Below are 23,205 nucleotides of genomic sequence, written 5' to 3' on the forward strand. Positions count from 1 at the left end.
GCTCCGACGCGATGCCGCTTCCGACCTCTCGCGATACTTCCCCCCTCATCGACAGCGCCGGTCAGCGCCCCTTGCGCGCGCACTGGCTGGCCGAACTCATCCGGTTGCGCGAAACGCACTGGGGGCCGCTCGAAGACGCGCAGGCGGTGCGCCAGGTGCGCCAACTTGATGCCGACCTGCCGTCGCGCATCCTGGCCCGCGCCGCGCTGCTGGCGCAACGCGAAAACCTCAATCCCCTCGTCGACGCCTGGCGCCGCAGCGCCACGGCCATGCTGGCCGCCCTGTTTGTGCTGGCGCTGGTTTCCGGCGCCGCGGCTGCCATGGGCGCGCTGGGCGATGGCACGCGGCCCGTCAACGTGCTGTGGGCCGTGGGTGCCCTGCTGGGGCTGCATGCGCTGACCTTCCTGCTGTGGCTGGCTAGCTTTCTACTGCGGCCCGGGGCCGTAACCGGCTTTGGGCGGCTTTGGTTATGGGCAACGCGCAAGCTGGCGCGCGGACCCGATGGCGCGTTGGTGCCGCAGGCCTTCCTGAATCTGCTGTCACGCGCCGGCGCCTTGCGCGGCCTGTTCGGCAGCATCAGCCATCTGCTGTGGCTGACCGCGCTGTGCGCCGCGCTCGCGACGCTGCTGGCCGTGCTGTCCACCGCCAGCTACCGCTTCATCTGGGCCACCACGTTGCTCGCGCCAGACACCTTCGTCTGGCTGACGCAGGTCATCGGCTGGCTGCCCGCGCATCTGGGCTTTCCCATGCCCGACGCCGAAACGATCCGCGCCAGCGACGGCACGCAGGTCCTGCCGGCCGGCGCGCAGGCGCAATGGTCGCTCTGGCTGATCGGTGTGCTCGTGGTCTACGGCATCGTGCCGCGCCTGATCGCAGGCGCGCTGTGCGTCGCCGCCACGCTGCGCGCGCTGCGTCGCGTGCGCATCGATCCCGCGCTGGCAGGTTTCTCCCCCCTGCGCGACCGGCTTGAACCGCCCGCGCTGTCCACCGGCATCGACCGCCCCGTCGATCCGCTGCACGAACCGCGGGTGCGTACCCCGGCGCTGGACGGCCTGGGCGGGCAGCCCGTGCTGCTGGCGCTGGAGCTGCCCGCGGACCTGACATGGCCGCCCGCGGATGTGCCCGGCACCATCCGCCAGGCCGGCAACCTGGATACCCGCGAAGAACGCAACCGCGTGCTCGATGCGCTGGCCCAATCGGCGGCCTCGCGTCTTTTGATTGCCTGCGACGCGCGCCAGACGCCCGACCGGGGCACGCTGTCGCTGGTGGCGGACCTGTCGGCCCACGCGGGACAGACGCGCGTCTGGCTGATCACGCCGCGCGCCGGCGACGACACGTCTGCCGAAACCCGCGCCGGCCTCTGGCGCGACCGCCTGCTGGCGCTGGGCCTGCCCGCCGACGCAATCCTGCAGGCGCCCATTGCACCGCTCACCTGGCTGGAGTCCGGTCATGGCTGATCCGCTCATCAAGATCGCGCTCGTCGGCCACACCAACACCGGCAAGACGTCGCTCTTGCGCACGCTGACCCGCGACACGACGTTTGGTGAAGTGGCCGACCGCCCCGGCACCACGCGTCACGTCGAAGGCGCGCGCCTGCGCCTGGACGGGCGGCCCGTGCTGGAATGGTTCGACACGCCCGGCATGGAAGACAGCATCGCCTTGCTGGAGTACCTGGAACGGCTGGACCGCCCCGGCGAAAGGCTGGACGGCCCGGCGCGCATCCGCCGTTTCCTGGACACGCCCGAAGCGCACGGCCGCTACGAACAGGAGGCGCGCGTCCTGACCAAGATGCTCGATTGCGATGCCGCGTTGTACGTCATCGACGCCCGCGATCCGGTGCTGGGCAAGCATCGCGATGAACTCGCCATCCTGGCCGCGTGCGGCCGGCCCCTGCTGCCGGTCCTCAATTTCGTCAACGCACCCGCGCACCGCGCCGACGAATGGCGCGATGCCATGGCACGACTGGGCCTGCACGCCGTGGTGGAGTTCGACACCGTCGCGCCGCCGCTTGATGGCGAACAGCAGTTGTACGCCAAGCTCGGCGTGCTGCTGGATCGCTACGCCGGCGCGCTGGCCCGTCTCTCGGACAGCCTGGCCGCCCAGCGCCGCGAACGCCACGCCGCCGCCTACGAGCTGGTCGCGGACCTGCTCATCGACGTGGCTGCGCTGCACCTGTCGAGTCCAAGCGATGAAGCCGCGCTGGCCGCGGCGTCCAACCAGCTACGCGATCAGGTGCGCCAGCGCGAACAGACCTGCGTCAACGCGCTGCTCGCGCTGTACAACTTCCGCGCCACCGATTACACCGACGACGCGTTGCCCCTGCAGGGCGAACGCTGGGGCATGGATCTCTTTCATCCGCAGGCACTCAAGGACATGGGCGTGCAGGTCGGCATGGGCGCGGCCGCAGGCGCCATGGCCGGCGCCGCCGTGGACCTGATGAGCGCGGGTCTGAGCCTGGGCACCGGCATGCTGATCGGCGCGGCCGCGGGCGGCTTGTGGCAAGGCGTCGAAAAGCTGGGCAAGCGGGTCGCGGGCAAGCTGCGCGGCTATCGCGAGATCAGCGTCGACGATGCCGTGCTTCGCCTGCTCGCCTTGCGCCAACGGCAGCTGATCGAGGCACTGGAGCGCCGTGGCCACGCGGCCCGCGATCCATTGCGCCTGGACCTTCCCGCCGATGATGCATGGCGCAAGGGCCCGTTGCCCGACGCGTTGAAGGAAGCGCGCAGCCGGCCCGAATGGTCGGCCCTGGGTAAACACTATGAAGACAGCGACCGCCGCAAGCGCATGCTGCACGAATTGGCGAAAACCCTAGCATCCACGCCGCTCCCGGCCGAATGACCGCCGGCCCGCGTGCCCCGCAGGACGCACCATTCACGGCATCCGGCAAGCGCGTGATAACCCCAACCCAAAGCAATTGACGCTTAAACGAATGCGTCGATAAGATTCGATCTGCATCGGCGCGGGTCCGTCCCCGTCATGCCAATCACAAGGGGTCGGTCTATCGTGAAGTCGAAGTCCTGCGCAGTGATTACCGGCATCGCCAACCACGGCCTGCGCGCAGTTCGCGCCGCGCGCCGCCCGGCCCCCATCCTTCCATCGTCGTAAGCAGCAACGCCATGCCCCGGATCCCCTTGGGGCCGGGGCCCTGTCACTTCTGTCGCGCGATCCGCGCACCACACGGAGCATGAGGGCTATGCGTACTTTTCCCCACTTCAAGCAGGCGGCGCTGGCCGCTGCCGTGGCCGCCTCGCTGGCCTTCAGCGCCGGCGCAGCCGCCAAAACGCTGCACTGGTCGTATCAGGGCGACGCCACGTCGATGGATCCGATGGCCCTGAACGAGACCTTCACGCTGGGTTTCCAGGGCAACATCTACGAAACGCTGGCCGGATACGACGGCAATTTGAAACTCACGCCGCTGCTCGCGGAAAGCTGGGAGAACCCCGAGCCCACCAAATGGGTCTTCAAGCTGCGCAAGGATGTGAAGTTCCATGACGGTTCGCCGTTCACCGCCGACGACGTGATCTTCTCGTGGAAGCGCAGCCTGACGCCCGGCTCGGACATGAAGGGCTACGGCGCCAAGGCCAGCGACATCAAGAAGGTGGACGACTACACCATCGAAGTCACCACCCCGACGCCCAACCCCATCCTGCCGCGCGAATGGGTTTTCCTGTACATCATGAGCAAGAACTGGGCGGAAAAGAACAAGACCACCGAGGCCACCAACGTCAAGGGCGACAACCAGGGCAACTACGCCAACCTGCACGCCAACGGCACCGGCCCGTTCATGCTTACCGAGCGCCAGCCCGACGTGAAGACGGTGCTCAAGCGCTACGGCGGCTACTGGAACAAGAACATCAAGACCAACATCGACGAAGTCGTCTTCCAGCCGATCACGCAGGAAGCCACGCGCGTGGCCGCGCTGATCTCGGGCGAGATGGACGTCGTGCAGCCCGTCCCGGTGCAGGACTGGAAGCGCCTGGAAGACGCCAAGGGCGTCAAGCCGCTGACCGCGCCCGAAGCCCGCGCCATCTTCATCGGCATGGACCAGGACCGCGACGAGCTGCTGTTCTCCGACGTGAAGGGCAAGAACCCGTTCAAGGACGTGCGCGTGCGCGAGGCCGTCGTGCTGGCCGTGGACACCAAGGCCATCAACGAGAAGATCATGCGCGGCGCGGCCAAGCCGCTGGGCTCGCTGATCGCCACGTCGATCAACGGCTACGACGAATCCTTTGGCGCGCCGTACAAGCCTGATCCGGAGCGCGCCAAGAAGCTGTTGGCCGAAGCCGGCTACCCCAAGGGCTTCACCGTGACGATGGACTGCCCGAACGACCGCTACGTCAACGACGAAAAGGTCTGCCAGGCCGTGGCCGGCATGCTGGCGCGCGTGGGCATCAAGATCAACCTGCTGGCGCAGACCAAGTCCAAGTACTTCGGCAAGATCCTGCTGCAGGCCGGCAACCAGACCAGCATGTACATGCTGGGTTGGACGCCCAGCTCCACCGACGCGCACAACACGCTGCTGAACCTGACCTCGTGCCGCGACGCCAAGACGGCCGCGGGCCAGTTCAACCTGGGCGGCTACTGCAACAAGAAGGTGGACGAGCTGACCAACAAGATCGGCGTTGAAACCGATCAGGCCAAGCGCAACGCGATGATCAAGGAAGCCTTCGGCATCGTGCGCAGCGACTTCGGCTACCTGCCGCTGCACCAGCAGCCCATGTCGTGGGGCGTGAAGGAAAACGTCACCGTCACCCAGCGCGCCGACGACGTGCTGGACCTGCGCGACGTCGTGCTGCCGTAAGCGGCGCGTGATGCAACCCCGGGCGGCACACGCCGCCCGGCCGCGCCCGGCCCAGCCCCCATTTCCGCGCGGCGCGCGGAACGCGGCCCGGCGCCGTCCGAACCAGAGGGCTTCCTGACATGCTTTCCTTTATTGCGCAGCGGCTGTTTCAGTCGGTGCTCGTGATGTTGACGGTGGCGCTGATCGCGTTCTCCATGTTCCGCTACGTGGGCGATCCGGTCGCCAGCATGGTGGGTCAGGACACGACGCCCGAACAGCGCGCCCAGTTGCGCGAACAGCTCGGCCTGGATGATCCCTTCGTCGTGCAGTACGCGCATTTCGTCATCAATGCAGTGCAGGGCGACTTCGGCATGTCGTACCGGCACCGCCGCCCGGTCAGCGACCTGCTTGAAGAGCGCATGCCGGCCACACTGGAACTGTCGTTCGTGTCCGCCGTCATGGCGCTGGCGCTCGGCATTCCCATGGGCATCTACACCGCGCTCAAGCGCCACGGCGTGCTGTCCAAGGCGTTCATGGCGATTTCGCTGGCAGGCATCTCGCTGCCCACGTTCCTGATCGGCATCCTGCTCATTCTGTTCTTCGGCGTGCAGCTGCGATGGCTGCCCAGCTTTGGGCGCGGCGATGTCGTCAGCCTGGGATGGTGGACCACGGGCTTCCTCACCAAATCCGGATGGCTGGCGCTCATCATGCCCGCCATCACGCTGGCGCTCTTTCAGATGACCCTCATCATGCGCCTGGTTCGTGCCGAGATGCTGGAAGTGCTGCGCGCCGACTTCATCAAATTTGCTCGGGCACGCGGGCTGCCTGAACGGCTTATCAATTTTCGCCATGCTTTGAAGAACACGATGGTGCCCGTCATCACCATCACCGGGCTACAGCTCGGTTCCATCATCGCGTTCGCCATCATCACCGAGACGGTGTTTCAGTGGCCGGGCATGGGTCTCCTGTTCATCCAAGCCATCAGCATGGTGGACATCCCGGTCATGGCCGCGTATCTGGTTTTGATCGCCTTCATGTTCGTGGTGATCAACCTGGTCGTTGACCTGCTGTACTTCGCCGTGGACCCGCGTCTGCGCGTGCAGAGCAAATAAAGGAATAACGCATGATTGCTCGCATCGCTCCCTTCTTCACACGCGCCGCCGACAGCGACCTGTGGCACAGCTTCAAACGCTCGCCCGGCGCGATCATCGCTGCGGCCGTCACGCTGGTCATCGTGCTGGGCGCGTTGTTCGCGCCGCTCGTGGCGCCGCACAATCCATTCGATCTCGCGTCCTTGAGCATCATGGACGCCAACACGCCGCCGGCTTGGGAAGAAGGCGGCAGCCCCGACTTTCTGCTGGGCACGGACGACCAGGGCCGCGACATCCTATCGGCCGTCATGTACGGCTCGCGCGTGTCGCTGCTGGTCGGCTTTGCCTCGGTGCTGTTCTCGATGGTGCTTGGCGTGACACTTGGCCTCATCAGCGGCTACGCGGGCGGGCGCGTCGACAGCTTCATCATGCGCATCGCCGACGTGCAACTCTCGTTCCCGGCAATCCTGGTCGCGCTGCTGATCGACGGCGTCGCGCGCGGTTTGTTGCCGCGGGACATGCACGATCAGCTCGCGCTCTATGTGCTGATCTTCGCCATCGGCATTTCCGGCTGGGTGCAGTACGCGCGCACGGTGCGCGGCTCGACGCTGGTCGAACGCAACAAGGAATACGTGCAGGCGGCCAAGCTGATCGGCATCGGCCCTATCACCATCCTGCGCCGCCACATCCTGCCCAACGTCATGGGGCCGGTGCTGGTCATCGCCACCATCCACCTGGCGATCGCCATCATCACCGAGGCCACGCTGTCGTTCCTGGGCGTGGGCGTGCCGCCCACCGCGCCGTCGCTCGGCACGTTGATCCGCATCGGCAACAGCTATCTGTTTTCGGGCATGTGGTGGATCTCGATCTTCCCCGGCATCGCGCTGGTGGCGCTGGTCCTGTCGGTCAACCTGCTGGGCGACTGGCTGCGCGACGCGCTCAACCCCAAGCTGCGCTGAGGACGTCATGGCCCTGCTGAACATTGAAGACATCCGCATCGAGTTCCCAAGCCGCCGCGGCACGCTGGTGGCGGTGGACGGCGTTTCCCTGTCGCTGGAAAAAGGCGAGATCCTGGGCGTGGTGGGCGAATCGGGCGCGGGCAAATCCACCATCGGCAACGCCGTCATCGGCCTCTTGGAAGCGCCCGGACGGCTGGCCGGGGGCTCGGTGCTACTCAACGGCGAACGCATCGACACGCTGACGCCTGCGCAGAAACGCAAAGTGCGCGGCCGCCGCATCGGCATGATCTTCCAGGATCCGCTGACGTCGCTGGACCCGCTACAGACGGTCGAGAGCCAGCTTGTCGAAACGATGCTGGTGCATCTGGACCTGACGCACGATGCGGCAAAAAAGCGCGCCGTGCAGCTGCTGGCGCAGGTCGGCATCGACCAGCCCGAACTGCGCGTGCAGCAATATCCTCATCAGTTCTCGGGCGGCATGCGCCAGCGTGTCGTGATCGCGCTGGCGCTGTGCTGCGAACCCGAAGTCATCATTGCCGACGAGCCCACCACCGCGCTGGACGTGTCGATCCAGGCGCAGATCCTGGACCTGCTTAGAAAGCTTTGCCGCGAAGAGCAGGTGGGCATGATCATCATCACGCACGACATGGGCGTGATTGCGGATGTGACCGACCGCGTGGCAGTGCTGTATCGCGGCAAGCTGGTCGAGCAGGGCCCCACGGCCAAGATTCTTGGCGACCCCGACCACGCCTACACGCGCAGCCTGATCTCGGCCGTGCCGCGCCCGGATATCAAGCTCAAGCGCTTTCCGCTGGTGACCTATATCGAATCCGTGCGCACGCCCGCGCAGCCGCTGGACCTGGCCACACACTGGCTGGGCCAGCGCCGCGACTTCGGTAAGCGCACGGAGGGCCCACTGGTCCAGGCGCGCGACCTGTCCATGCGGTTCGTGCTCAAGAGCGCGTTCTTCAAGCGCAACCAGCGCACGCTGGACGCGGTCAAGCGCGTAAACCTGTCCATCGGCGAAGGCGAGGTCTTTGGCCTGGTCGGTGAATCGGGTTCGGGCAAATCGACCGTGGCGCGGCTGATCTCGGGGCTTTACACGCCCAGCGAAGGCTCCGTGACATTTGGCGGCACCGACCTCACGGCGCTCAAGGGCGAGAAGGAACTCAACCCGTTCCGGCGGCAGATCCAGATGATCTTCCAGGATCCGTTCTCGTCGCTGAACCCGCGCATGCGCGTGCTGGACATCGTGGCCGAGCCCATCCGCTTCCACAAGCTTGCCGCCAGCGAAGCCGAGACGCGCCGCATCGTGGCCGACCTGCTGGACGTGGTGGGCCTCGCAGACCGCGCCGCGGAGCGCTTTCCGCACGAGTTCTCCGGCGGTCAGCGGCAGCGCATCTGCATCGCACGGGCGCTGGCCACGCGGCCGCGTTTTCTGATCTGCGACGAGCCCACGTCGGCGCTGGACGTCTCCATCCAGGCACAGATCCTGAACCTGCTGAAAGACCTGCAGGAAGAGCTTGGCCTGACCATGCTGTTCATCAGCCACGACCTGCCGGTGATCCGGCAGATGTGCGATCGCGTCGGCGTGATGCGCCACGGCGAACTGCTGGAAGTCGCTGAGACCGAAACCCTGTTCGAACACCCGCAGCATCCCTACAGCCAACATCTGCTCGGCCTGATGCCCCGCTTGCAATCCATGTCCCGCGAAGGGCTGGACGTGGTGGGCTGAGACCGCGCGCCAACGGAGTCCACTGACATGAGCGAGTCACGGCAAACCCTCTTCATCGGCGGCAAGGTATTCGATGGCGAGGGGCGAACGTTGCCCAACCACGGCGTGCTGGTCGAGGGCGCGCGCGTGGCCCGCGTGGCGCCTGCGGGCGAATTCTCGGGCTACGCGGGCGCAAGGGTCGACACCACCGGCATGACGCTCATGCCCAGCCTGGCGGATTGCCACGTGCATCTGGTCTACACGGGCGGCGCAGATCCCAATGCGCAATTGAGCAAGCAGGGCCCGGCGCAGATCACGCTGACCGCGCTGGAAAACGCACAGGCCAGCCTGCGCGGCGGCGTCACGGCGCTGCGCGACTGCGGCGGCAAGGACTATCTGGAATTCGGCGTGCGCGATGCCATCGCGCGCGGCGTGTTTCCCGGCCCCACCATCAAGGCCTCGGGCCGCATCATCTGCATGACGGGCGGCCACGGCAACCGAATCGGCCGCGTGGCCGACGGTTGCGAGGAAGTGGTCAAGGCTGTGCGCGAACAGGTCCACGCCGGCTGCGACCTGGTCAAGATCATGGCCACGGGCGGCGTCATGACCCCGGGCGTCAGTCCCATGGATGCGCACTACAGCTTTGACGAAATGAAGGCGGGCGTGCACGAGGCCAAGCGCTTTCGAAAAAGCACCGCCAGCCACGCGCAAGGCACGCAAGGCATCCTGAACGCGGTGCGCGCGGGCATCGATTCGATCGAGCACGGCATCTTCATGGACGACGACTGTCTGCGCGAGATGCTGGAGGCCGAGACGTATCTGGTGCCGACCATCGCCGCCGTGCGCAACATCATCGCCAACGCCGACAACGGCATACCCGCCTACGCGGTGGAAAAGGCCCGCGCGGTGGAGCAGCGCCATCGCGAGTCGTTCCAGATGTACTACAAGGCCGGCGGCCGTATCGCGCTGGGCACTGACGCGGGCACGCCGTTCAACCTGCACGGCGAGAACGCCATGGAACTGGCGTACATGGTGGAGTTCGGCATGACGCCGGTGGACGCGCTGATCGCCGGCACGTCACGCGGCCATGACCTGATGGGCATGACCGATCACGGCGTGATTGCAGAGGGCAAGGTGGCCGACCTGCTGCTGGTGCAGGGTGACCCGGCTGAAGACATCATGAAGGCCGCCGACAAGCGCTTTCACGTCGCCGTGCTGCGCAACGGCGAACTTGCGGCGGGGGCCTTGCCGTTCTGAACCTCAGGGCGCCGGCGCGGCGCCCGGCGAATTGCGCATGAACATCTGGCCCAGGAACATCTCGATGGGGATGCGCTTGCCGTTGATGTCGACTTGACCATCGCGGTAGTCCGCCTCGAACTGGATCACGCCGTCCTCGATACGGGCCCAGGTCGTTGCGGCGACCAGGCCGCGCAGCCCTGCGGCTTCCCGCTCGGCCGCCGACCGGGCCGCCTCGCGCGTGGCGCCCTTCAGTTCCGCCCGCGCCGCAATCACGTCGGCCAGGTTCTCCGGCGACAGCTTCAGTCGCACGCTCAGGTTCCGCACGACCTCCTTGGCGACGGCGATAGGGTCGCTTTTCCAGAATGACGGCGAGTCCAGGCCGATATCCAGGCTGAGCGACGACGTGCCACGCGCCGTATCGACCTGCAGCGTCGACAGCGTGAAGCTGGGACGGGCCAGAAGAAACTTCAACATTTGCGACGCGGCAAGCATCCCGTCGCCCGAAAGCGGATCGGCCTTTTTCGCGTTCAACGGCGTGCTTGTGGTGGCGTCCTGAAACGCCTTGAGCGCCGCCACGTCCATGTCCTTGCCGCTCGCCGCCATCCGCAGCTTGGCCACATGCAAGTGGCGCACGCTGATGCTGCCGACATCGAGCGTCATTTTGCCGGCCATGCGCTCACGTGTCCCTTCCGAACCCAGCGTCAGCACAATGTCCTTCAGGCCCAGCGGCAGCTTGTCCATATCGGACGCCCATTGCTTGACCGTCAGCGTCGAACTGCTCGTGGAGGACGCCGCGGTACCGGACAATTCGTGCGACACCGCCAGATCATCCAGGGTCAGCGTGTTGGGATTGCCCCTGATCACTTCGGTCAGCGAGGCCTTGTTGACGGCGAGTGACACCGTGTCGTGCGTGCCGTCGCCGGCATGTTTGACCTGCATCTGCAAGCCCGAGAAGTCGAACGTGATCGGAGCGTCGGCATACTTCACCGGCGCCAGCGCCAGATCGCCGGAAAAGTCGCGGTCATACGCGATCAGGAAGTTTGCCGTCACCGGCCCCGATCCGCCCGCCGCCGCGAACCAGGCGGCTGCGTCGGGCGTCTCCGTCATATGCAGCCGGCCCGCCGCCATCACGGGCGCGATGTCGCCTGACAAAAGCCGAGAGGCGGGAAACGGACCGTGCTCGATCTTGCTCGTGAACGCGAATGTCTTTTCGGCCGGCTTGCGTCCGGACTGCACGTTGACCTTCACCCCGAACCGCGCATCGGAAGAAAACACGCCGCGTTCGAACGATTGCAGTTCGAGCGTCACGGGCACACCCAGCTTTGCGCTCAGGCGCTGCGCCTCTGCATTCAACGCCTGCACATCCTGCGCCAGCCGGGCTTCGATCTGCTTGCCGGTGTACCACGCGGTGCCGACCCACGCCGCGGCCACCACCGCCACCACCACGCCACCCGCCACGATCCGCTTGTTCATGATGCCTCTGTCCGTTTGAGATACGCCGAGATTGCCGCAAGGGGCGATCATAAAGAAAAACGGGCTGTCGCAAGGACAGCCCGTCGCAGGCGACGCCGAGAAGATCGCGGCGTGCCAATCGTGTTGCGGCAGCTTAGCGCATGCCGCCCAGCACGCCACCCATCGCCATCATCAGGAACTGCTGCAGCGGCATCTTCTTGCCGTTGAAGTCGACCTGGCCGTCGGCGTAGTTCAGGTACGAGACGATGTTGTTGTTTTCGATCTTGCCCAGACCCATTGCCGTGGCCATGGTGCCGACCATTTCAACCTGGCCCTTGGCGGTCTGCGCGGCCTGCTCGGCCGCCACACCGCGCATTTGCGGTTCGATGGCCATCAGGTCCGCCAGGTTGCCCTTGGACAGCACGAGCTTGGCATCCAGCTTCTTCAGGGCCTTCACCGCCATGTCGGACGCGTCGCCTTCCAGCTCGGCCGGCTTGACCAGCGCCATGTCCAGGTTGAACGTCGACGTACCGTTAGCGGTGCGCACTTCCAGCGGCGCGACGGCCAGCGTGGGGTTGCCGGCCAGCAGTTGCTCGACGTTGGTCTGGATCAAGGCCTTTTCTTCGTCCGTGAATTGCGGCGTCTGCTCTTCGCCCTTGCTTTGCAGCATGCGGCGCGAGGCGGCCTCATAGATGTCGTTCAGCGACTTCAGTGCCTTGGAGTCCATGTTCTGCGCGTCGATGACCACCTTCAGGCCGGCCATGTCCTTGGCCTGCACGTTGATCATGCCGAAGTCGACGGCCATCTTGGCGCCCATGGCCGCACCGTTCTCGGTCATGTCCACGGCGATCGACGTGTCCTTGAGCTGGACGGGCGGCTTTTCGCGCGACGTGATCGTCCAGTCCTTGAGCGTCACCTTCTGGCTGCCCACGTACATTTCGTTGGCGGCCGGCTTCAGGTCGCTGGTCAGGGTGATGCCCTTGACCGCCATGGCGGTGATGTCGCTGGTGTCGGACGGGCCCGACAGCTCCAGGCTGTCGACGGCCACATCGAAGATGCCGCGCTTGGTGGAAGTGGCGTAATCGAAGTCGCCCTTCATGCCCGAGAACACGAGCTTGGTGGTGTCCTTGGCGACTTCGACCGGGGCCATGTTGAACGTGCCGGTGATGTCCTTGCCGTAGCTGACGCTGTAGTGGCCCGACAGCGGCACCGCGCCCTTGGCGGCGGCGAACCACTCCTTGACCGTCTCGCTTTCTTCCAGCGCGAAGTCGCTGGCCACCATGGCCGGCATGAACTTGCCCGACTTCAGGTTGGAGAACGGCAGGGGGCCGTGGCTCAGATGCTCGATGAAGACCACGTCGCGCTCTTGCGCGGGCTTGCCTTCGGCGGCGGGCGTGGTGAACTTGATGCGGTAGCGGGACGTCGAGGTGAAGACGCCGCGGTCGAACGAGACCAGCTCGGCGACGGCATTGATGCCCCATTTGTCGGCGACCTTCTTGAGCTCGACGTTCGAGTCCTCGATGGCCTGCTTGACGAATGCTTCGGCCTTTTGGCCCGTGTACCAAGCCGTGCCGGTCCAGACCGCGCCCAGCGCGACGACGATGCCAACCAATGCCGATTTCTTCATTGCATCCCTTTTATTTTGAATAGATGAAAGCCGACGGATTATAGGGAGGGCCGACTAGGGAAAACACTTATTTTGTTCTAATTTAATTCAAAATATTGCTGAATGATTCTATAGAGGCCTTTTGAGCGCTTGCTGCGCCGCCACATCAGCTACAATCCGTTCCGTGCGCCAAGCCAATCTGCGCACGTCCGCTCGGCCCTTCGCCGCCAAGCTTCGCCCTGATGGGCGCTTCCCCTTTTCTCCTTATTCGACCGCCTGGATTGGAGTCTCTCAAATAGAGCGACAGGCTGCCGCTGGAGCTGTTTTGACTACCACTTCCCCTTTCGCCGACCTCGGGCTGGCTGATTCGCTGTTGCGCGCCATTGCCGACACCGGCTACACCGCGCCCACGCCCATTCAAGCCCAGGCCATTCCCCAAGTGCTGAAAGGCGGCGACCTGCTTGCAGCCGCCCAGACCGGCACCGGCAAGACCGCCGGTTTCACGCTGCCGATCCTGCACCTGCTGTCGCAGAAAAAGCCCGAGGCCCGCAAGCCCGGCCGCCCGCGTTGCCTGATCCTGACCCCGACGCGTGAACTGACCGCGCAGGTCGCCGAATCGGTGCAGACCTATGGCAAGTACACCTCGCTGTCGTCCATGGTGATGTTCGGCGGCGTCAACATTAACCCCCAGATCTCCGCGCTGCGCAAGCCGCTGGACATCCTGGTCGCCACCCCCGGCCGCCTGCTGGACCATTGCGGCCAGAAGACGGTCGACCTGTCGGGCGTCGAAATCCTGGTGCTGGACGAAGCCGACCGCATGCTGGACATGGGCTTCATCCGCGACATCCGCAAGATTCTCGCGCTGCTGCCCAAGCAACGTCAGAACCTGCTGTTCTCGGCCACGTTCTCCGACGAGATCCGCACCCTGGCGCGCGGCGTGCTGAACAATCCGGGCGAAGTCTCGGTCACCCCGCGCAACACCGCCACCGAGCTGGTCACGCAGACGGTGCACATCGTCGAGCAACACCACAAGCGCGACCTGATCAGCCACATCATCCGTGAAAGCGGCTGGCACCAGGTGCTGGTCTTCACGCGCACCAAGCACGGCGCCAACCGCCTGGCCGAAAAGCTGGTGAAGGACGGCCTGACCGCCGCCGCCATCCACGGCAACAAGAGCCAATCGGCCCGCACGCGCGCGCTGGCCGGCTTCAAGGACAGCAGCGTGACCGTGCTGGTCGCCACCGACATCGCCGCCCGAGGCCTGGACATCGACCAGTTGCCGCAGGTCGTGAACTTCGAGCTGCCCAACGTGCCGGAAGACTACGTGCATCGCATCGGCCGCACGGGCCGCGCGGGCGCCACGGGCGCCGCGGTCTCGCTGGTCGACAACAGCGAGATCAAGCTGCTCAAGGACATCGAGCGCCTCATCAAGAAGACGATCGAACGCAAGCCCGTGGAAGGCTGGACGCCGCCCGCCACCAGCGCAGCCGCCTTCGAACGCCAGGAACGCGACGAAGACTCGCGCAGCATGCGCGGCGGTCCCCGTAATGGTGGCCGCGGCGGCAACGGCGGCTCGGGCCGCTCCTCGCGCCCCGCCCAAGGCCAGCCGCGCGCAGCGGCCGGTGGCCGTGCCCCCGCACCGGCCCGTGCCGGCGAAGGCCGGGGCAACGGCGGATCGCGCGATGGCAAGCCCGCCGACCGTCCGGCTCACGCCGGCCGCAACGAGGGCCGTCCGCAACAGAATCGCCGTCCCGAAGGGTCGTCGCGTCCGGCCGGCAATGCTGGTTCGGGCCGCCCGGCCGAAGGACGCGCCGGCCAAGGCCGTCCGAGCGGCGCGCCGCGTGCCGCGTTGCTGAGCAAGTAATATCTCCCGCAACCCCGACACTGCGATCCACGGACCCGCGCCATCATGCCCTTATCCACCTGGTTGACGTTCTTCCTGGCCTCCTGGGCCATTTCGTTCTCACCGGGCGCCGGCGCCATCTCGGCCATGTCGTCCGGCCTGAAATACGGCTTTGCGCGCGGCTACTGGAACACGGCAGGCCTGATTCTGGGCATCCTGTTCCAGTTCGTCGTGGTCGCCGTGGGGTTGGGCGCTGTGCTGGCGACGTCGGAAATGGCGTTCAACGTGGTCAAGTACCTGGGCGTTGCCTACCTGATCTACCTGGGCGTGCGCCAGATCCGCACGGATGCCGCGCCGGTCGCGGTGGACGCCGGCGATCCGCGTCAGGCGTCCATTCGTGACCTGGTCCTGCGCGGGTTCCTGATCAACACCATGAACCCCAAGGGCACCGTGTTCCTGCTGGCCGTGGTGCCGCAGTTCGTGGATCCGGCGCTGTCGCTGACGCCGCAGTACGCGGCCTTGGCGGCCACGCTGGCGTTCACCGACCTGGTGGCGATGGGCGTGTACACGCTGCTGGCGGCGCGCGTATTGCGCCTCTTGCGCGACGCCAAGCACATCCGCTGGATGAACCGCACCTTCGGATCGCTCTTCATCCTGGCAGGCGTGTTCCTGGCAACCTTCCGCCGCCACAACTGAAATTAAAAGCGTGGGGCACGGGCCGGCAACGGCGCGTGCCCCACATGTTTTCGTGCATGACACCGGACCGCACCGGCCTGAAAAGCGGCGTTAAGTAGAATCCTCCGATCATGAGCATTTCCAACGAAGTCGCACGGCGCCGTACGTTCGCCATCATTTCCCACCCTGACGCGGGCAAGACCACGCTGACGGAAAAACTGCTGCTGTTCGCAGGCGCCATTCAGATCGCCGGCAGCGTCAAGGCGCGCAAGGCGTCGCGCCACGCCTCGTCCGACTGGATGGAAATCGAAAAGCAGCGCGGCATTTCCGTGGCGTCCTCGGTGATGCAGATGGAGTACCGCGACTGCGTCATCAACCTGCTCGACACCCCGGGCCACCAGGACTTCTCCGAAGACACGTATCGCGTGCTGACGGCGGTGGACGCCGCGCTGATGGTGATCGACGCGGCCAACGGCGTCGAGCCGCAGACCATCCGCCTGCTGCAGGTCTGCCGCGCACGCAACACGCCGATCATCACGTTCATCAACAAGATGGACCGCGAAGTGCGCGAGCCGCTGGAACTGCTGTCCGAAATCGAAGGCCACCTGGGCATGGACGCCGTGCCGTTCTCGTGGCCGGTGGGCATGGGCAAGTCGTTCGGCGGCGTGTTCGACATCCGCCGCGACCGCATGCGCGTGTTCCGTCCCGGCCAGGAGCGCCGTTCCGACAACGACGACTTCATCGAAGGCCTGACCAACCCCGAGATCGCCAAGCGCTTCGGCGGGGCGTTCGACCAGGCCAGCGGCGAGATCGAGCTCATCAACGAGGCGGCGCCCGCCTTCGACCGCGACCAGTTCCTGGCCGGCAAGCAGACGCCCGTGTTCTTTGGTTCGGCCATCAACAACTTCGGCGTGCAGGAAGTGCTGGACGCCCTGGTCGATCAGGCGCCGCCCCCGGGCGCACGCATGGCGCTGCAACGCGAAGTGAAGCCCGAAGAGCCCAAGTTCACCGGCGTCGTGTTCAAGGTGCAGGCCAACATGGACCCCGCCCACCGCGACCGCGTCGCCTTCGTACGCGTGAGCTCCGGCCGCTTCGAGCGTGGCATGCGCCTGAAGGTCGCGCGCACCAACAAGGAAATGCGCCCCAACAACGTGGTGTCCTTCCTGTCGCAACGCCGCGAACTGCTGGACGAAGCCTATGCGGGCGACGTCATCGGCATTCCGAACCACGGCGTGCTGCAACTGGGCGACGTGCTGACCGAAGGCGAGACGCTGCAGTTCACGGGCCTGCCGTTCTTCGCGCCGGAACTGTTCCAGGCGGTCGAAGTGAAAGACCCGCTGCGCACGAAGCAATTGCGCACGGGCCTCACCCAATTGGGCGAGGAAGGGGCCATTCAGGTGTTCCGTCCCGAAGTCGCCGGCGGCTCGCTGCTGCTGGGCGCGGTCGGGCAGCTGCAGTTCGAAGTGGTCGCGCACCGCCTGAAGACGGAGTACGGCGTGGATGCCCGCATGCTGCCTTCGCGCTACACAATGGCACGTTGGATTACGTCTGAAAACCCCAAGGCGCTGCGCAAGTTCATGGATGCCAATGCCGCCCATATCGCCTATGATGTCGTCGATGCTGCGGCGTTTTTGATCGGTTCTCCCGCGCAGTTGCGCGTCGCCGAGGAACTGTATCCCGATGTGAAATTCCACGCCATGCGGGAGCACGGCGGCAAGGTTTTCGGAGACAAGGCGTAGACCCGTTCGGGTTCCGCACGGCAGATTGAGGGTAGCAATGTCTTGGCGTTTTTTATTCGCAACGCTCCTTATCGCGCTCGGCGCGTCGGCTTGGGGCGGAATTCAACTGGGTGACTGGCTGGTGGCGCATGCGCCGGCGGCCGCGCCCGCTCCTGGGCAGGACGCAGCCGCGTCCCAGCAGCCCGTGCTGGACGCCAATGGCCGTCCGTATGTGGCACAGCCGCCGCAGCCACGCATCGACGGCACGTTGGGCGTGCCTGACAAACCGTCCGATCGCGAATGGCAGGTCAACACGGTGTCGCTGTTCGACACTGTCAGCGATCCCGCCGTCCAGATCTCGCGTGAACGCATCAGCCCCGAACAGGCGCGCGAAATCGCCGCCTCGTCTCAGGTGCCCCTGCCGTCGGGCAATTCCGACGTCAGCACGATGGACCTGCTGGTGCCCGGCACCTCCACCGCCATCAACGGTGGCGTAGCCGCTGGCGGCAGCTACGGCACGCCGCAGATGGTGCAGGCGCCCCCGCCGCCGCCCAACACGGCGCCGGCAGCCGGCGCGCAAGGCTGGCAGGACGCGCTGCGGCGCGAACTGGCCCAATGCGCCACGCAAGGCTTCTTCGAACGCCCCTCGTGTTCCTGGAACGCCCGCAACAAGTACTGCGCGCCGAACCGCGCCTGGGGCACGATGGCCGAATGCCCGGCCCGTCCGCAGTAAGACGTCTGCAATAAAGACGTCACCTCGCCACCTGCACGTGCAGGGGCAAGACAAGAAAAATGGCGCCCCGCGGGGCGCCATTTCTTTTGCAGCCAGCAGCCTTATTCAGGCACGGACATCTGGCTTTGCAGGTAGTTCTGGATGCCGACCTTGTCGATCAGGTCGATCTGGGTTTCCAGATAGTCGATGTGCTCTTCGGTGTCGTCCAAGATGTCCTGGAACAGATCGCGCGACACGTAGTCCCGCACCGATTCGCAATACGCAATGGCTTCCTTGACGGTCGCCTGAGCGGCCGTTTCCAGCTTCAGATCACAGGCCAGCAGTTCCGGCACGTCTTCGCCGATCAGCAGCTTGTGCAGGTCCTGCAGGTTGGGCAGGCCGTCCAGCATGAAGATGCGGGCGATCAGACGATCGGCGTGCTTCATTTCGCCGATGGATTCTTCGTACTCGTGCTTGCCCAGCTTGTCGAAGCCCCAATGGTTCAGCATGCGGGCATGCAGGAAATATTGGTTGATGGCCGTCAGTTCGTTGGTCAGTTGCTTGTTGAGAAACTGGATGACGGTTTTGTCGCCTTTCATGATGGACTCCTTGCAGTCAGGCGCGACGCGAGCGCATCGCGACAAAGGAGCGCACGATGCCGCGCGTACGCAACCCATGCAGACTACCATTGGCCGCCGGGCCGCGCCTAGCCTTGCTCTGCATTTGGTAAACGGCTTTAGGAGCGCAACAAGAAAGCGACAAGCTAATGAGAATGAGTATGTGTGTCTGAGGCCTTGCATGCGTGGCGACGCAACGGCGCGGGCTGCAGACTCGGGACGCGCTGGAATGGCTTCGCGATTGTCCCCATATATGTTGCGCGGCGGCCCCTGCGCCGCGTCATTCTGCGCTGCCAACGCGTCACCCCGGCTCGTTGCATATCAGCAACCGGATCAGGCCGCGTTGACCGTCCTCAATTCACGCGGTGCGCCGCGTCGCAAGCCAGATGCCGAATGCGATGGGCACGATGCCCAGCAGGTCCAGCCACGAGACGGGCTCACGTAGCACCACCCAACCGAACAACAGGCCCAGCGGCGGCATCAGAAAATGCAGTGCGCTGGCCGAGGTGGCGCTGGCCCGGCCCAGGATCATGAACCACAGGTAATAACCGCCCATCGACACCGCGACGATCATGTAGGCCATGCTCCAGATCAGGCTGGACGTCAGACGCGCATCGCCGAGGTTTTCCGTGGCCAGGGCGAACGGCAGCAATGCCGCGGCGCCTGCCAGCGACTGGATGCCCGTCGACGTCCACAGACCGGAGGTGGGTTTGAGCATCTTGTAGAGCAGGGTGCCGGCCACCAACGCAATCAGGCCCCCGGTCACAAGCAGCGTGCCGTGCAGGTCTTCCTGCATGCCGGTCAGCCGCGATCGCAACACCAACGCCACGCCCGCCAACCCCAGGCACAGCCCCAGCAGTTTGCGCCAGCTCAGCCGCTCGCCCAGCAACGGACCCGCCAGCACGCCGATGAGCAGCGGGTTGGTGCTGATGAGCACAGCGGTGAACGCCGACGACACGGTGGTCATGCCCGACCAGCTCAAGCCCAGGTACAGCGCGTTGTTGAGCGCCCCCAGCAGGACCAGCGCGGCCAGGTCGCGGCCCGAAGGCAGCTTCCAGCGACCGCTGGCCGCCGCCAGGCCCAGCATCAACGCGCCCGCGATCAGGAACCGGATCGTCAGCAGGGTCAGCGGCGGACAGTCGCGCACGGCGATCTTGGCTGCGGCAAACGCCGAACTCCATAGAAAGCAGAACGCGGCGATCGGCAGGAGGCTGATGCCCGGGCTGTCGGATGCGGGCAAGGCAGGGGCAGGGGTCGAAAGGGCCTTCATGGTTGATCCGGCTTCGTAGATCTGCAACCGCATGCGCGGCGGGATGGGAGGCATTCTGCGCGCCGGGCCATCCATTGACAAACTCTTTATTCGGATCGAAAGTATTTGAAATTCGAATGCTTGAAGGCGCCGTCATGCTCGATCTCGATCTCCTGCACAGCTTTGTCTCGGTCGTGGACGCTGGCGGCTTCACCGCCGCAGGCGAACGCGTGCACCGCAGCCAGTCCACCGTCAGCCAACAGATCCGCAAGCTGGAAGAGACGCTGGAATGCCCGCTCTTCCTGCGCGAGGGCCGGCAGGTCCAGCTGACCGAGGAAGGCGAACGCCTTCTGGGCTACGCGCGCCGGATGCTGGCGTTGTCTACCGAAGTCCGTGAGGCCGTCAGCGGCCGCAAGCGCGTGGACGTGATCCGCCTGGGCATTCCGGACGACTTTGCGGTGGACGCGCTGACTGCCGTCGTCGCCGCCTTCGCCAGAACGAGGCCCGCGGTGCAGCTGTCGGTACGTTGTGACCTGACGGCGGTCCTGACGCGCAGCCTGGAGCGGGGGGATCTGGACGTGGCGCTGCTCAAGCGCGAGCCGGGCGCGGGCACGGCGCTGGCCGCGTGGCCCGAGCGGCTGCACTGGATCGGCAGCGCGTCAGAGCAGGCGCCGCTGACGCCGGAGGCGCCCGTGCCGCTAGTGGCGTTTCCGCAGGGCTGCATCTACCGCAACCGCGCCATCCATGCGCTGGAGGCCGCCGGACGCCGCTGGCGCATCGCCTACGAAAGCCCGAACCTGTCCGGCGTGCAGGCCGCGCTGGCGGGCGGGTTGGGTATCGCGCTGCTGGAACGCCGCTGCATCGCGGACGGGCACCGGATCCTGGACGTGGGCCTGCCCGCCGTCCCGCCGTCCGAATTGGCGCTATGCGTGGCCGGCAACGTGCGCGAAGCGGCACGTCAACTGGCGATGGATATCAGGGAATTTTGCGAGAAGGAAATGACGCGGCTCGCCGCATGAAGGCAGCGAGCCGGAATTGACACCAATGCTCAGGCGATGGCGACCAGCGGAATCGGGAAGCTGCTGTTGGCAGCCGGCGTGTCCGATTCGACGAGGGCGGGAGCATTGACCGGAACTGCGATGGAGCGCACGTCGCACACGCTGGAGCAGCGGCCGCCCGGCAGGTATTCGGCGGCGGTTGCCGCGCAGCAGCCGCAGCACGTGGCCACGCCCAGCTCGAACTGCAGGTCGGAAAGCGTCGTCGCGCCCGCGTCCACGCTGGCGCGGACTTGGCGTTCGGTGATGGCATTACATACGCAAATGTACATGCGAATGATTATCGAAAATTATTTAGGCCCTGGCAAGCCCTTCAAGCAAATAATTTTGCAACCGAAGTGTCACGCAAGCCATTGAAAATAGGGACAATTTTGCCGAAGCTTGTCCCTTATTTCAACGCGCGGCGGCTTGCGCCTTGCGCAGCGCGGCCGGGGCAATCCGCAGCGCTTCGCGGTACTTTGCCACCGTCCGGCGGGCGATCACTATCCCCTGATCGGCCAGTTTTTGCATGATCTGGCTGTCCGACAACGGCTTGGCGCGATTCTCGTCGGCCACCATCTGGCGGATGTAGGTCTGCACCGCCGTCGCCGACGTGGCGTCGCCGCCTTCGGTCGAAACGCCCGTGCCGAAGAAGCGCTTGAGCTCCAGAGTGCCGAACGGAGTGAGCATGTACTTCTGCGTCGTGGCGCGCGAAATGGTCGATTCGTGAAGACCGAGTTCGCCGGCGATGTCTTTCAGGATCAGCGGGCGCATGGCCGCCGGGCCCTGGCTGAAGAATGCCGTCTGGCGTTCGACGATGGCCTGCGACACGCGCAGGATGGTGTCGAAACGCTGCTCCACGTTCCGGATCATCCATTTGGCCTGCTGCAATTGCGCCTGCAGCCCGGCGTGCGCCGATTCCTTCTGGTTGCCCAGCATCTGCGCATACAGGCCGTTGATCTGCAAGCGCGGCACCGCGGCGCTGTTGAGCGTGGCCTGCCAGCCGCGCCGCGTCTTGCGCACAATGACGTCCGGCACCGCGTATTCAGCCGCCGGCACGGTCCACGCCCGTCCGGGGCGGGGCTCCAGGCGCAGGATCAACGCATGCGCCGCGCGGAACGTGGGTTCGTCGCAACCCAGCGCCGCGCATACGCGCGCAGCGTTGCCGGTTGCCAGCAGCGGCAGGTGTTCGGCGCAGATCCGCCGCGCACAGGCCAGCACGGCGGGATCGGCCGCCTCGGGCAGCCGACTGAGGTCAGGATTGCGCAACTGCAGGTGCAGGCACTCGGCCATGTCGCGCGCGCCGATACCCACGGGATCGAACGACTGCAGCAGCGACAGCGCCGCGCGCAGCTCGTCCATGTCCGGCTCCATCTCTGCCGGGAGCCAACTAAGAATCTCGTCCAGCGGCGATCCGAGGTATCCGTTTTCGTCCAGTTCGTCGATCAGCAGGGACGCCAGCGCGGCATCGCGCGGCGCCGCCCGGGTCAAGGCAAGCTGGCCCAGCAGATGCTCGCGCAAGGTGTCCGGACGCGCCGCCTCGGGCAGGCTGGCGTCGTCATCGGGGTACACGCCGCCCGAACCCGGCATCTCGTCGATGGGTGTCTCGCGCTCGGCCGCCGGCTCGTCGTCCTGCACCGAGGACTCGCGTTCGGACTCTGCCCGCGACTCCGCCTCGGCCGACGACGGCTCGTCCTCCCGGTCCAGCAGGGGATTTTCGGCCAGCACTTGTGAGATTTCCGCTTCAAGGTCGAGCGTCGACAGCTGCAACAACCGGATCGATTGCTGAAGTTGTGGGGTCAGCGTCAGGTGCTGGCCAGGCCGCAGTTCTAAAATTGGACGGGTCATAGGTACAATATTTTGCATGATGAATCTGACTTCGCCCGCAAGCGTTCGCCAGGACTGCCGACTGATCGGCCAGACCCTGCTCAAACTGGCGCTTCCCCGACTCGTTTTGCGCGCGATCGTCATCGCTGTCGCGATCGTTGTCTGGTATCTGGTTGCCTCCTGGATACTCGATTTCGGCAAGCGCATGAACTACGACTTCCTGCACACGCTAGGCCAGCCCACCCAGGACATGGCGCAGCGGATCAATCCCTACCTCTGGTGGGTGGTTGCCGGCATCTGGACCCTGATCGTCTTCTTTTCGGTGCGCGCCTGGTTCTACGCCAGTCTGGCCTCGGGCGCCGCGACGCCGGTCGGCACGGATACGCTGGCCGAACTGGCGCCCAATCTGTCTGAAGAATCGCTAGGCGTGCTGCGCTGGACCTGGGGCGACCGGCAGGAACCCTTCACCGTCGGCGACCTGCGCCGCTCGCTGTCGGAATTGCGCCACAACCGCATTGGCAAGATCGACATGGTGGCCGAGCAGGCCCGGATCCTGGAAGCGGGCGCCAACCGCCCCGGCCGCGATCCGCGCGACGACGGCCGGCGTGACGACGTCCGCCGCGACGCGCCGCGCGAACCGCGCTATGTCGAACCCCGCATCGGCCCGGCCCGCTAGGCCGCATCCAGAC

At 65.6% G+C, this 23,205-nt stretch carries 19 protein-coding genes; 13 read left to right on the top strand and 6 right to left on the bottom strand.

The annotated features are described in order from the left end of the window. Positions 1 to 11 precede the first annotated feature (11 nt). The 7 genes from HV681_RS15665 (at position 12) to HV681_RS15695 (ending at position 9,801) form a co-directional block, all read left to right on the top strand. Positions 12 to 1,457, top strand: a complete 1,446-nt coding sequence (locus tag HV681_RS15665) for a DUF2868 domain-containing protein (RefSeq protein ID WP_175123930.1) — start codon at positions 12 to 14, stop codon at positions 1,455 to 1,457. Continuing rightward, complete coding sequence (locus HV681_RS15670; protein WP_175123931.1) at positions 1,450 to 2,838, top strand: GTPase/DUF3482 domain-containing protein; 1,389 nt, start codon at positions 1,450 to 1,452, stop codon at positions 2,836 to 2,838. Before HV681_RS15665 ends, HV681_RS15670 begins: the two co-directional genes overlap by 8 nt. Positions 2,839 to 3,193: 355 nt before the next feature. Further along, on the top strand, positions 3,194 to 4,801 hold the full coding sequence (locus tag HV681_RS15675; protein ID WP_175123932.1) for an ABC transporter substrate-binding protein: 1,608 nt from the start codon (positions 3,194 to 3,196) through the stop codon (positions 4,799 to 4,801). 119 nt (positions 4,802 to 4,920) lie between these two features. Beyond that, the gene (locus HV681_RS15680) at positions 4,921 to 5,892 is read left to right on the top strand and encodes an ABC transporter permease (RefSeq protein WP_056565682.1); all 972 of its coding nucleotides are present in this window, start codon (positions 4,921 to 4,923) and stop codon (positions 5,890 to 5,892) included. Between the two features lie 11 nt (positions 5,893 to 5,903). Then, entirely contained in the window at positions 5,904 to 6,830 is a 927-nt protein-coding gene (locus HV681_RS15685) for an ABC transporter permease (protein ID WP_175123933.1), read from the top strand. A gap of 7 nt (positions 6,831 to 6,837) precedes the next feature. Next, a complete protein-coding gene (locus tag HV681_RS15690; protein ID WP_175123934.1) occupies positions 6,838 to 8,565 on the top strand; it encodes a dipeptide ABC transporter ATP-binding protein in 1,728 nt (575 codons plus the stop codon). A gap of 27 nt (positions 8,566 to 8,592) precedes the next feature. Continuing rightward, on the top strand, positions 8,593 to 9,801 hold the full coding sequence (locus tag HV681_RS15695) for a metal-dependent hydrolase family protein (RefSeq protein ID WP_105236901.1): 1,209 nt from the start codon (positions 8,593 to 8,595) through the stop codon (positions 9,799 to 9,801). A gap of 3 nt (positions 9,802 to 9,804) precedes the next feature. On the opposite strand, the gene HV681_RS15700 is transcribed toward HV681_RS15695, so the two are convergent. Together HV681_RS15700 and HV681_RS15705 are read right to left on the bottom strand one after the other, a co-directional pair. Further along, the gene (locus tag HV681_RS15700; protein WP_175123935.1) at positions 9,805 to 11,256 is read right to left on the bottom strand and encodes a YdgA family protein; all 1,452 of its coding nucleotides are present in this window, start codon (positions 11,254 to 11,256) and stop codon (positions 9,805 to 9,807) included. A 133-nt stretch (positions 11,257 to 11,389) separates the two neighbouring features. Further along, positions 11,390 to 12,862 carry a YdgA family protein gene (locus HV681_RS15705; RefSeq protein ID WP_175123936.1) on the bottom strand — a complete coding sequence of 491 codons (1,473 nt, stop codon included), beginning with the start codon at positions 12,860 to 12,862 and terminating at the stop codon, positions 11,390 to 11,392. A gap of 304 nt (positions 12,863 to 13,166) precedes the next feature. On the opposite strand from HV681_RS15705, the gene HV681_RS15710 reads away from it, so the two are divergent. The 4 genes from HV681_RS15710 to HV681_RS15725 all read left to right on the top strand — a co-directional run bounded on the left by HV681_RS15710 (position 13,167) and on the right by HV681_RS15725 (position 17,810). Further along, positions 13,167 to 14,705 carry a DEAD/DEAH box helicase gene (locus tag HV681_RS15710; protein ID WP_175123937.1) on the top strand — a complete coding sequence of 513 codons (1,539 nt, stop codon included), beginning with the start codon at positions 13,167 to 13,169 and terminating at the stop codon, positions 14,703 to 14,705. A gap of 45 nt (positions 14,706 to 14,750) precedes the next feature. Further along, on the top strand, positions 14,751 to 15,380 hold the full coding sequence (locus HV681_RS15715) for a LysE family translocator (RefSeq protein WP_175123938.1): 630 nt from the start codon (positions 14,751 to 14,753) through the stop codon (positions 15,378 to 15,380). 110 nt (positions 15,381 to 15,490) lie between these two features. Continuing rightward, positions 15,491 to 17,098, top strand: a complete 1,608-nt coding sequence (locus HV681_RS15720) for a peptide chain release factor 3 (protein WP_056565700.1) — start codon at positions 15,491 to 15,493, stop codon at positions 17,096 to 17,098. Between the two features lie 37 nt (positions 17,099 to 17,135). Further along, positions 17,136 to 17,810, top strand: a complete 675-nt coding sequence (locus HV681_RS15725) for a hypothetical protein (protein WP_056565702.1) — start codon at positions 17,136 to 17,138, stop codon at positions 17,808 to 17,810. Between the two features lie 101 nt (positions 17,811 to 17,911). On the opposite strand, the gene bfr is transcribed toward HV681_RS15725, so the two are convergent. Both bfr and HV681_RS15735 read right to left on the bottom strand, forming a co-directional pair. Beyond that, the gene (bfr, locus tag HV681_RS15730) at positions 17,912 to 18,388 is read right to left on the bottom strand and encodes a bacterioferritin (protein WP_056327755.1); all 477 of its coding nucleotides are present in this window, start codon (positions 18,386 to 18,388) and stop codon (positions 17,912 to 17,914) included. A 376-nt stretch (positions 18,389 to 18,764) separates the two neighbouring features. Further along, the gene (locus HV681_RS15735) at positions 18,765 to 19,676 is read right to left on the bottom strand and encodes a DMT family transporter (protein ID WP_175123939.1); all 912 of its coding nucleotides are present in this window, start codon (positions 19,674 to 19,676) and stop codon (positions 18,765 to 18,767) included. A gap of 134 nt (positions 19,677 to 19,810) precedes the next feature. On the opposite strand from HV681_RS15735, the gene HV681_RS15740 reads away from it, so the two are divergent. After that, positions 19,811 to 20,674 (top strand): LysR substrate-binding domain-containing protein, encoded by an 864-nt coding sequence (locus HV681_RS15740; RefSeq protein WP_175123986.1) that lies wholly within the window; start codon positions 19,811 to 19,813, stop codon positions 20,672 to 20,674. Positions 20,675 to 20,703: 29 nt separating this feature from the next. Here HV681_RS15740 and HV681_RS15745 read toward each other — a convergent pair whose 3' ends face one another. After that, the gene (locus tag HV681_RS15745) at positions 20,704 to 20,982 is read right to left on the bottom strand and encodes a (2Fe-2S)-binding protein (protein WP_056327752.1); all 279 of its coding nucleotides are present in this window, start codon (positions 20,980 to 20,982) and stop codon (positions 20,704 to 20,706) included. A 121-nt stretch (positions 20,983 to 21,103) separates the two neighbouring features. After that, the gene (gene rpoN / locus HV681_RS15750; RefSeq protein ID WP_496349918.1) at positions 21,104 to 22,537 is read right to left on the bottom strand and encodes an RNA polymerase factor sigma-54; all 1,434 of its coding nucleotides are present in this window, start codon (positions 22,535 to 22,537) and stop codon (positions 21,104 to 21,106) included. A 16-nt stretch (positions 22,538 to 22,553) separates the two neighbouring features. Here rpoN and HV681_RS15755 point away from each other — a divergent pair, with 16 nt between their 5' ends. After that, the gene (locus HV681_RS15755; protein ID WP_175123941.1) at positions 22,554 to 23,192 is read left to right on the top strand and encodes a hypothetical protein; all 639 of its coding nucleotides are present in this window, start codon (positions 22,554 to 22,556) and stop codon (positions 23,190 to 23,192) included. The last annotated feature ends 13 nt before the right edge of the window (positions 23,193 to 23,205 follow it).

This window comes from Achromobacter animicus (assembly GCF_902859585.1).
Lineage (GTDB): Bacteria > Pseudomonadota > Gammaproteobacteria > Burkholderiales > Burkholderiaceae_B > Achromobacter > Achromobacter animicus.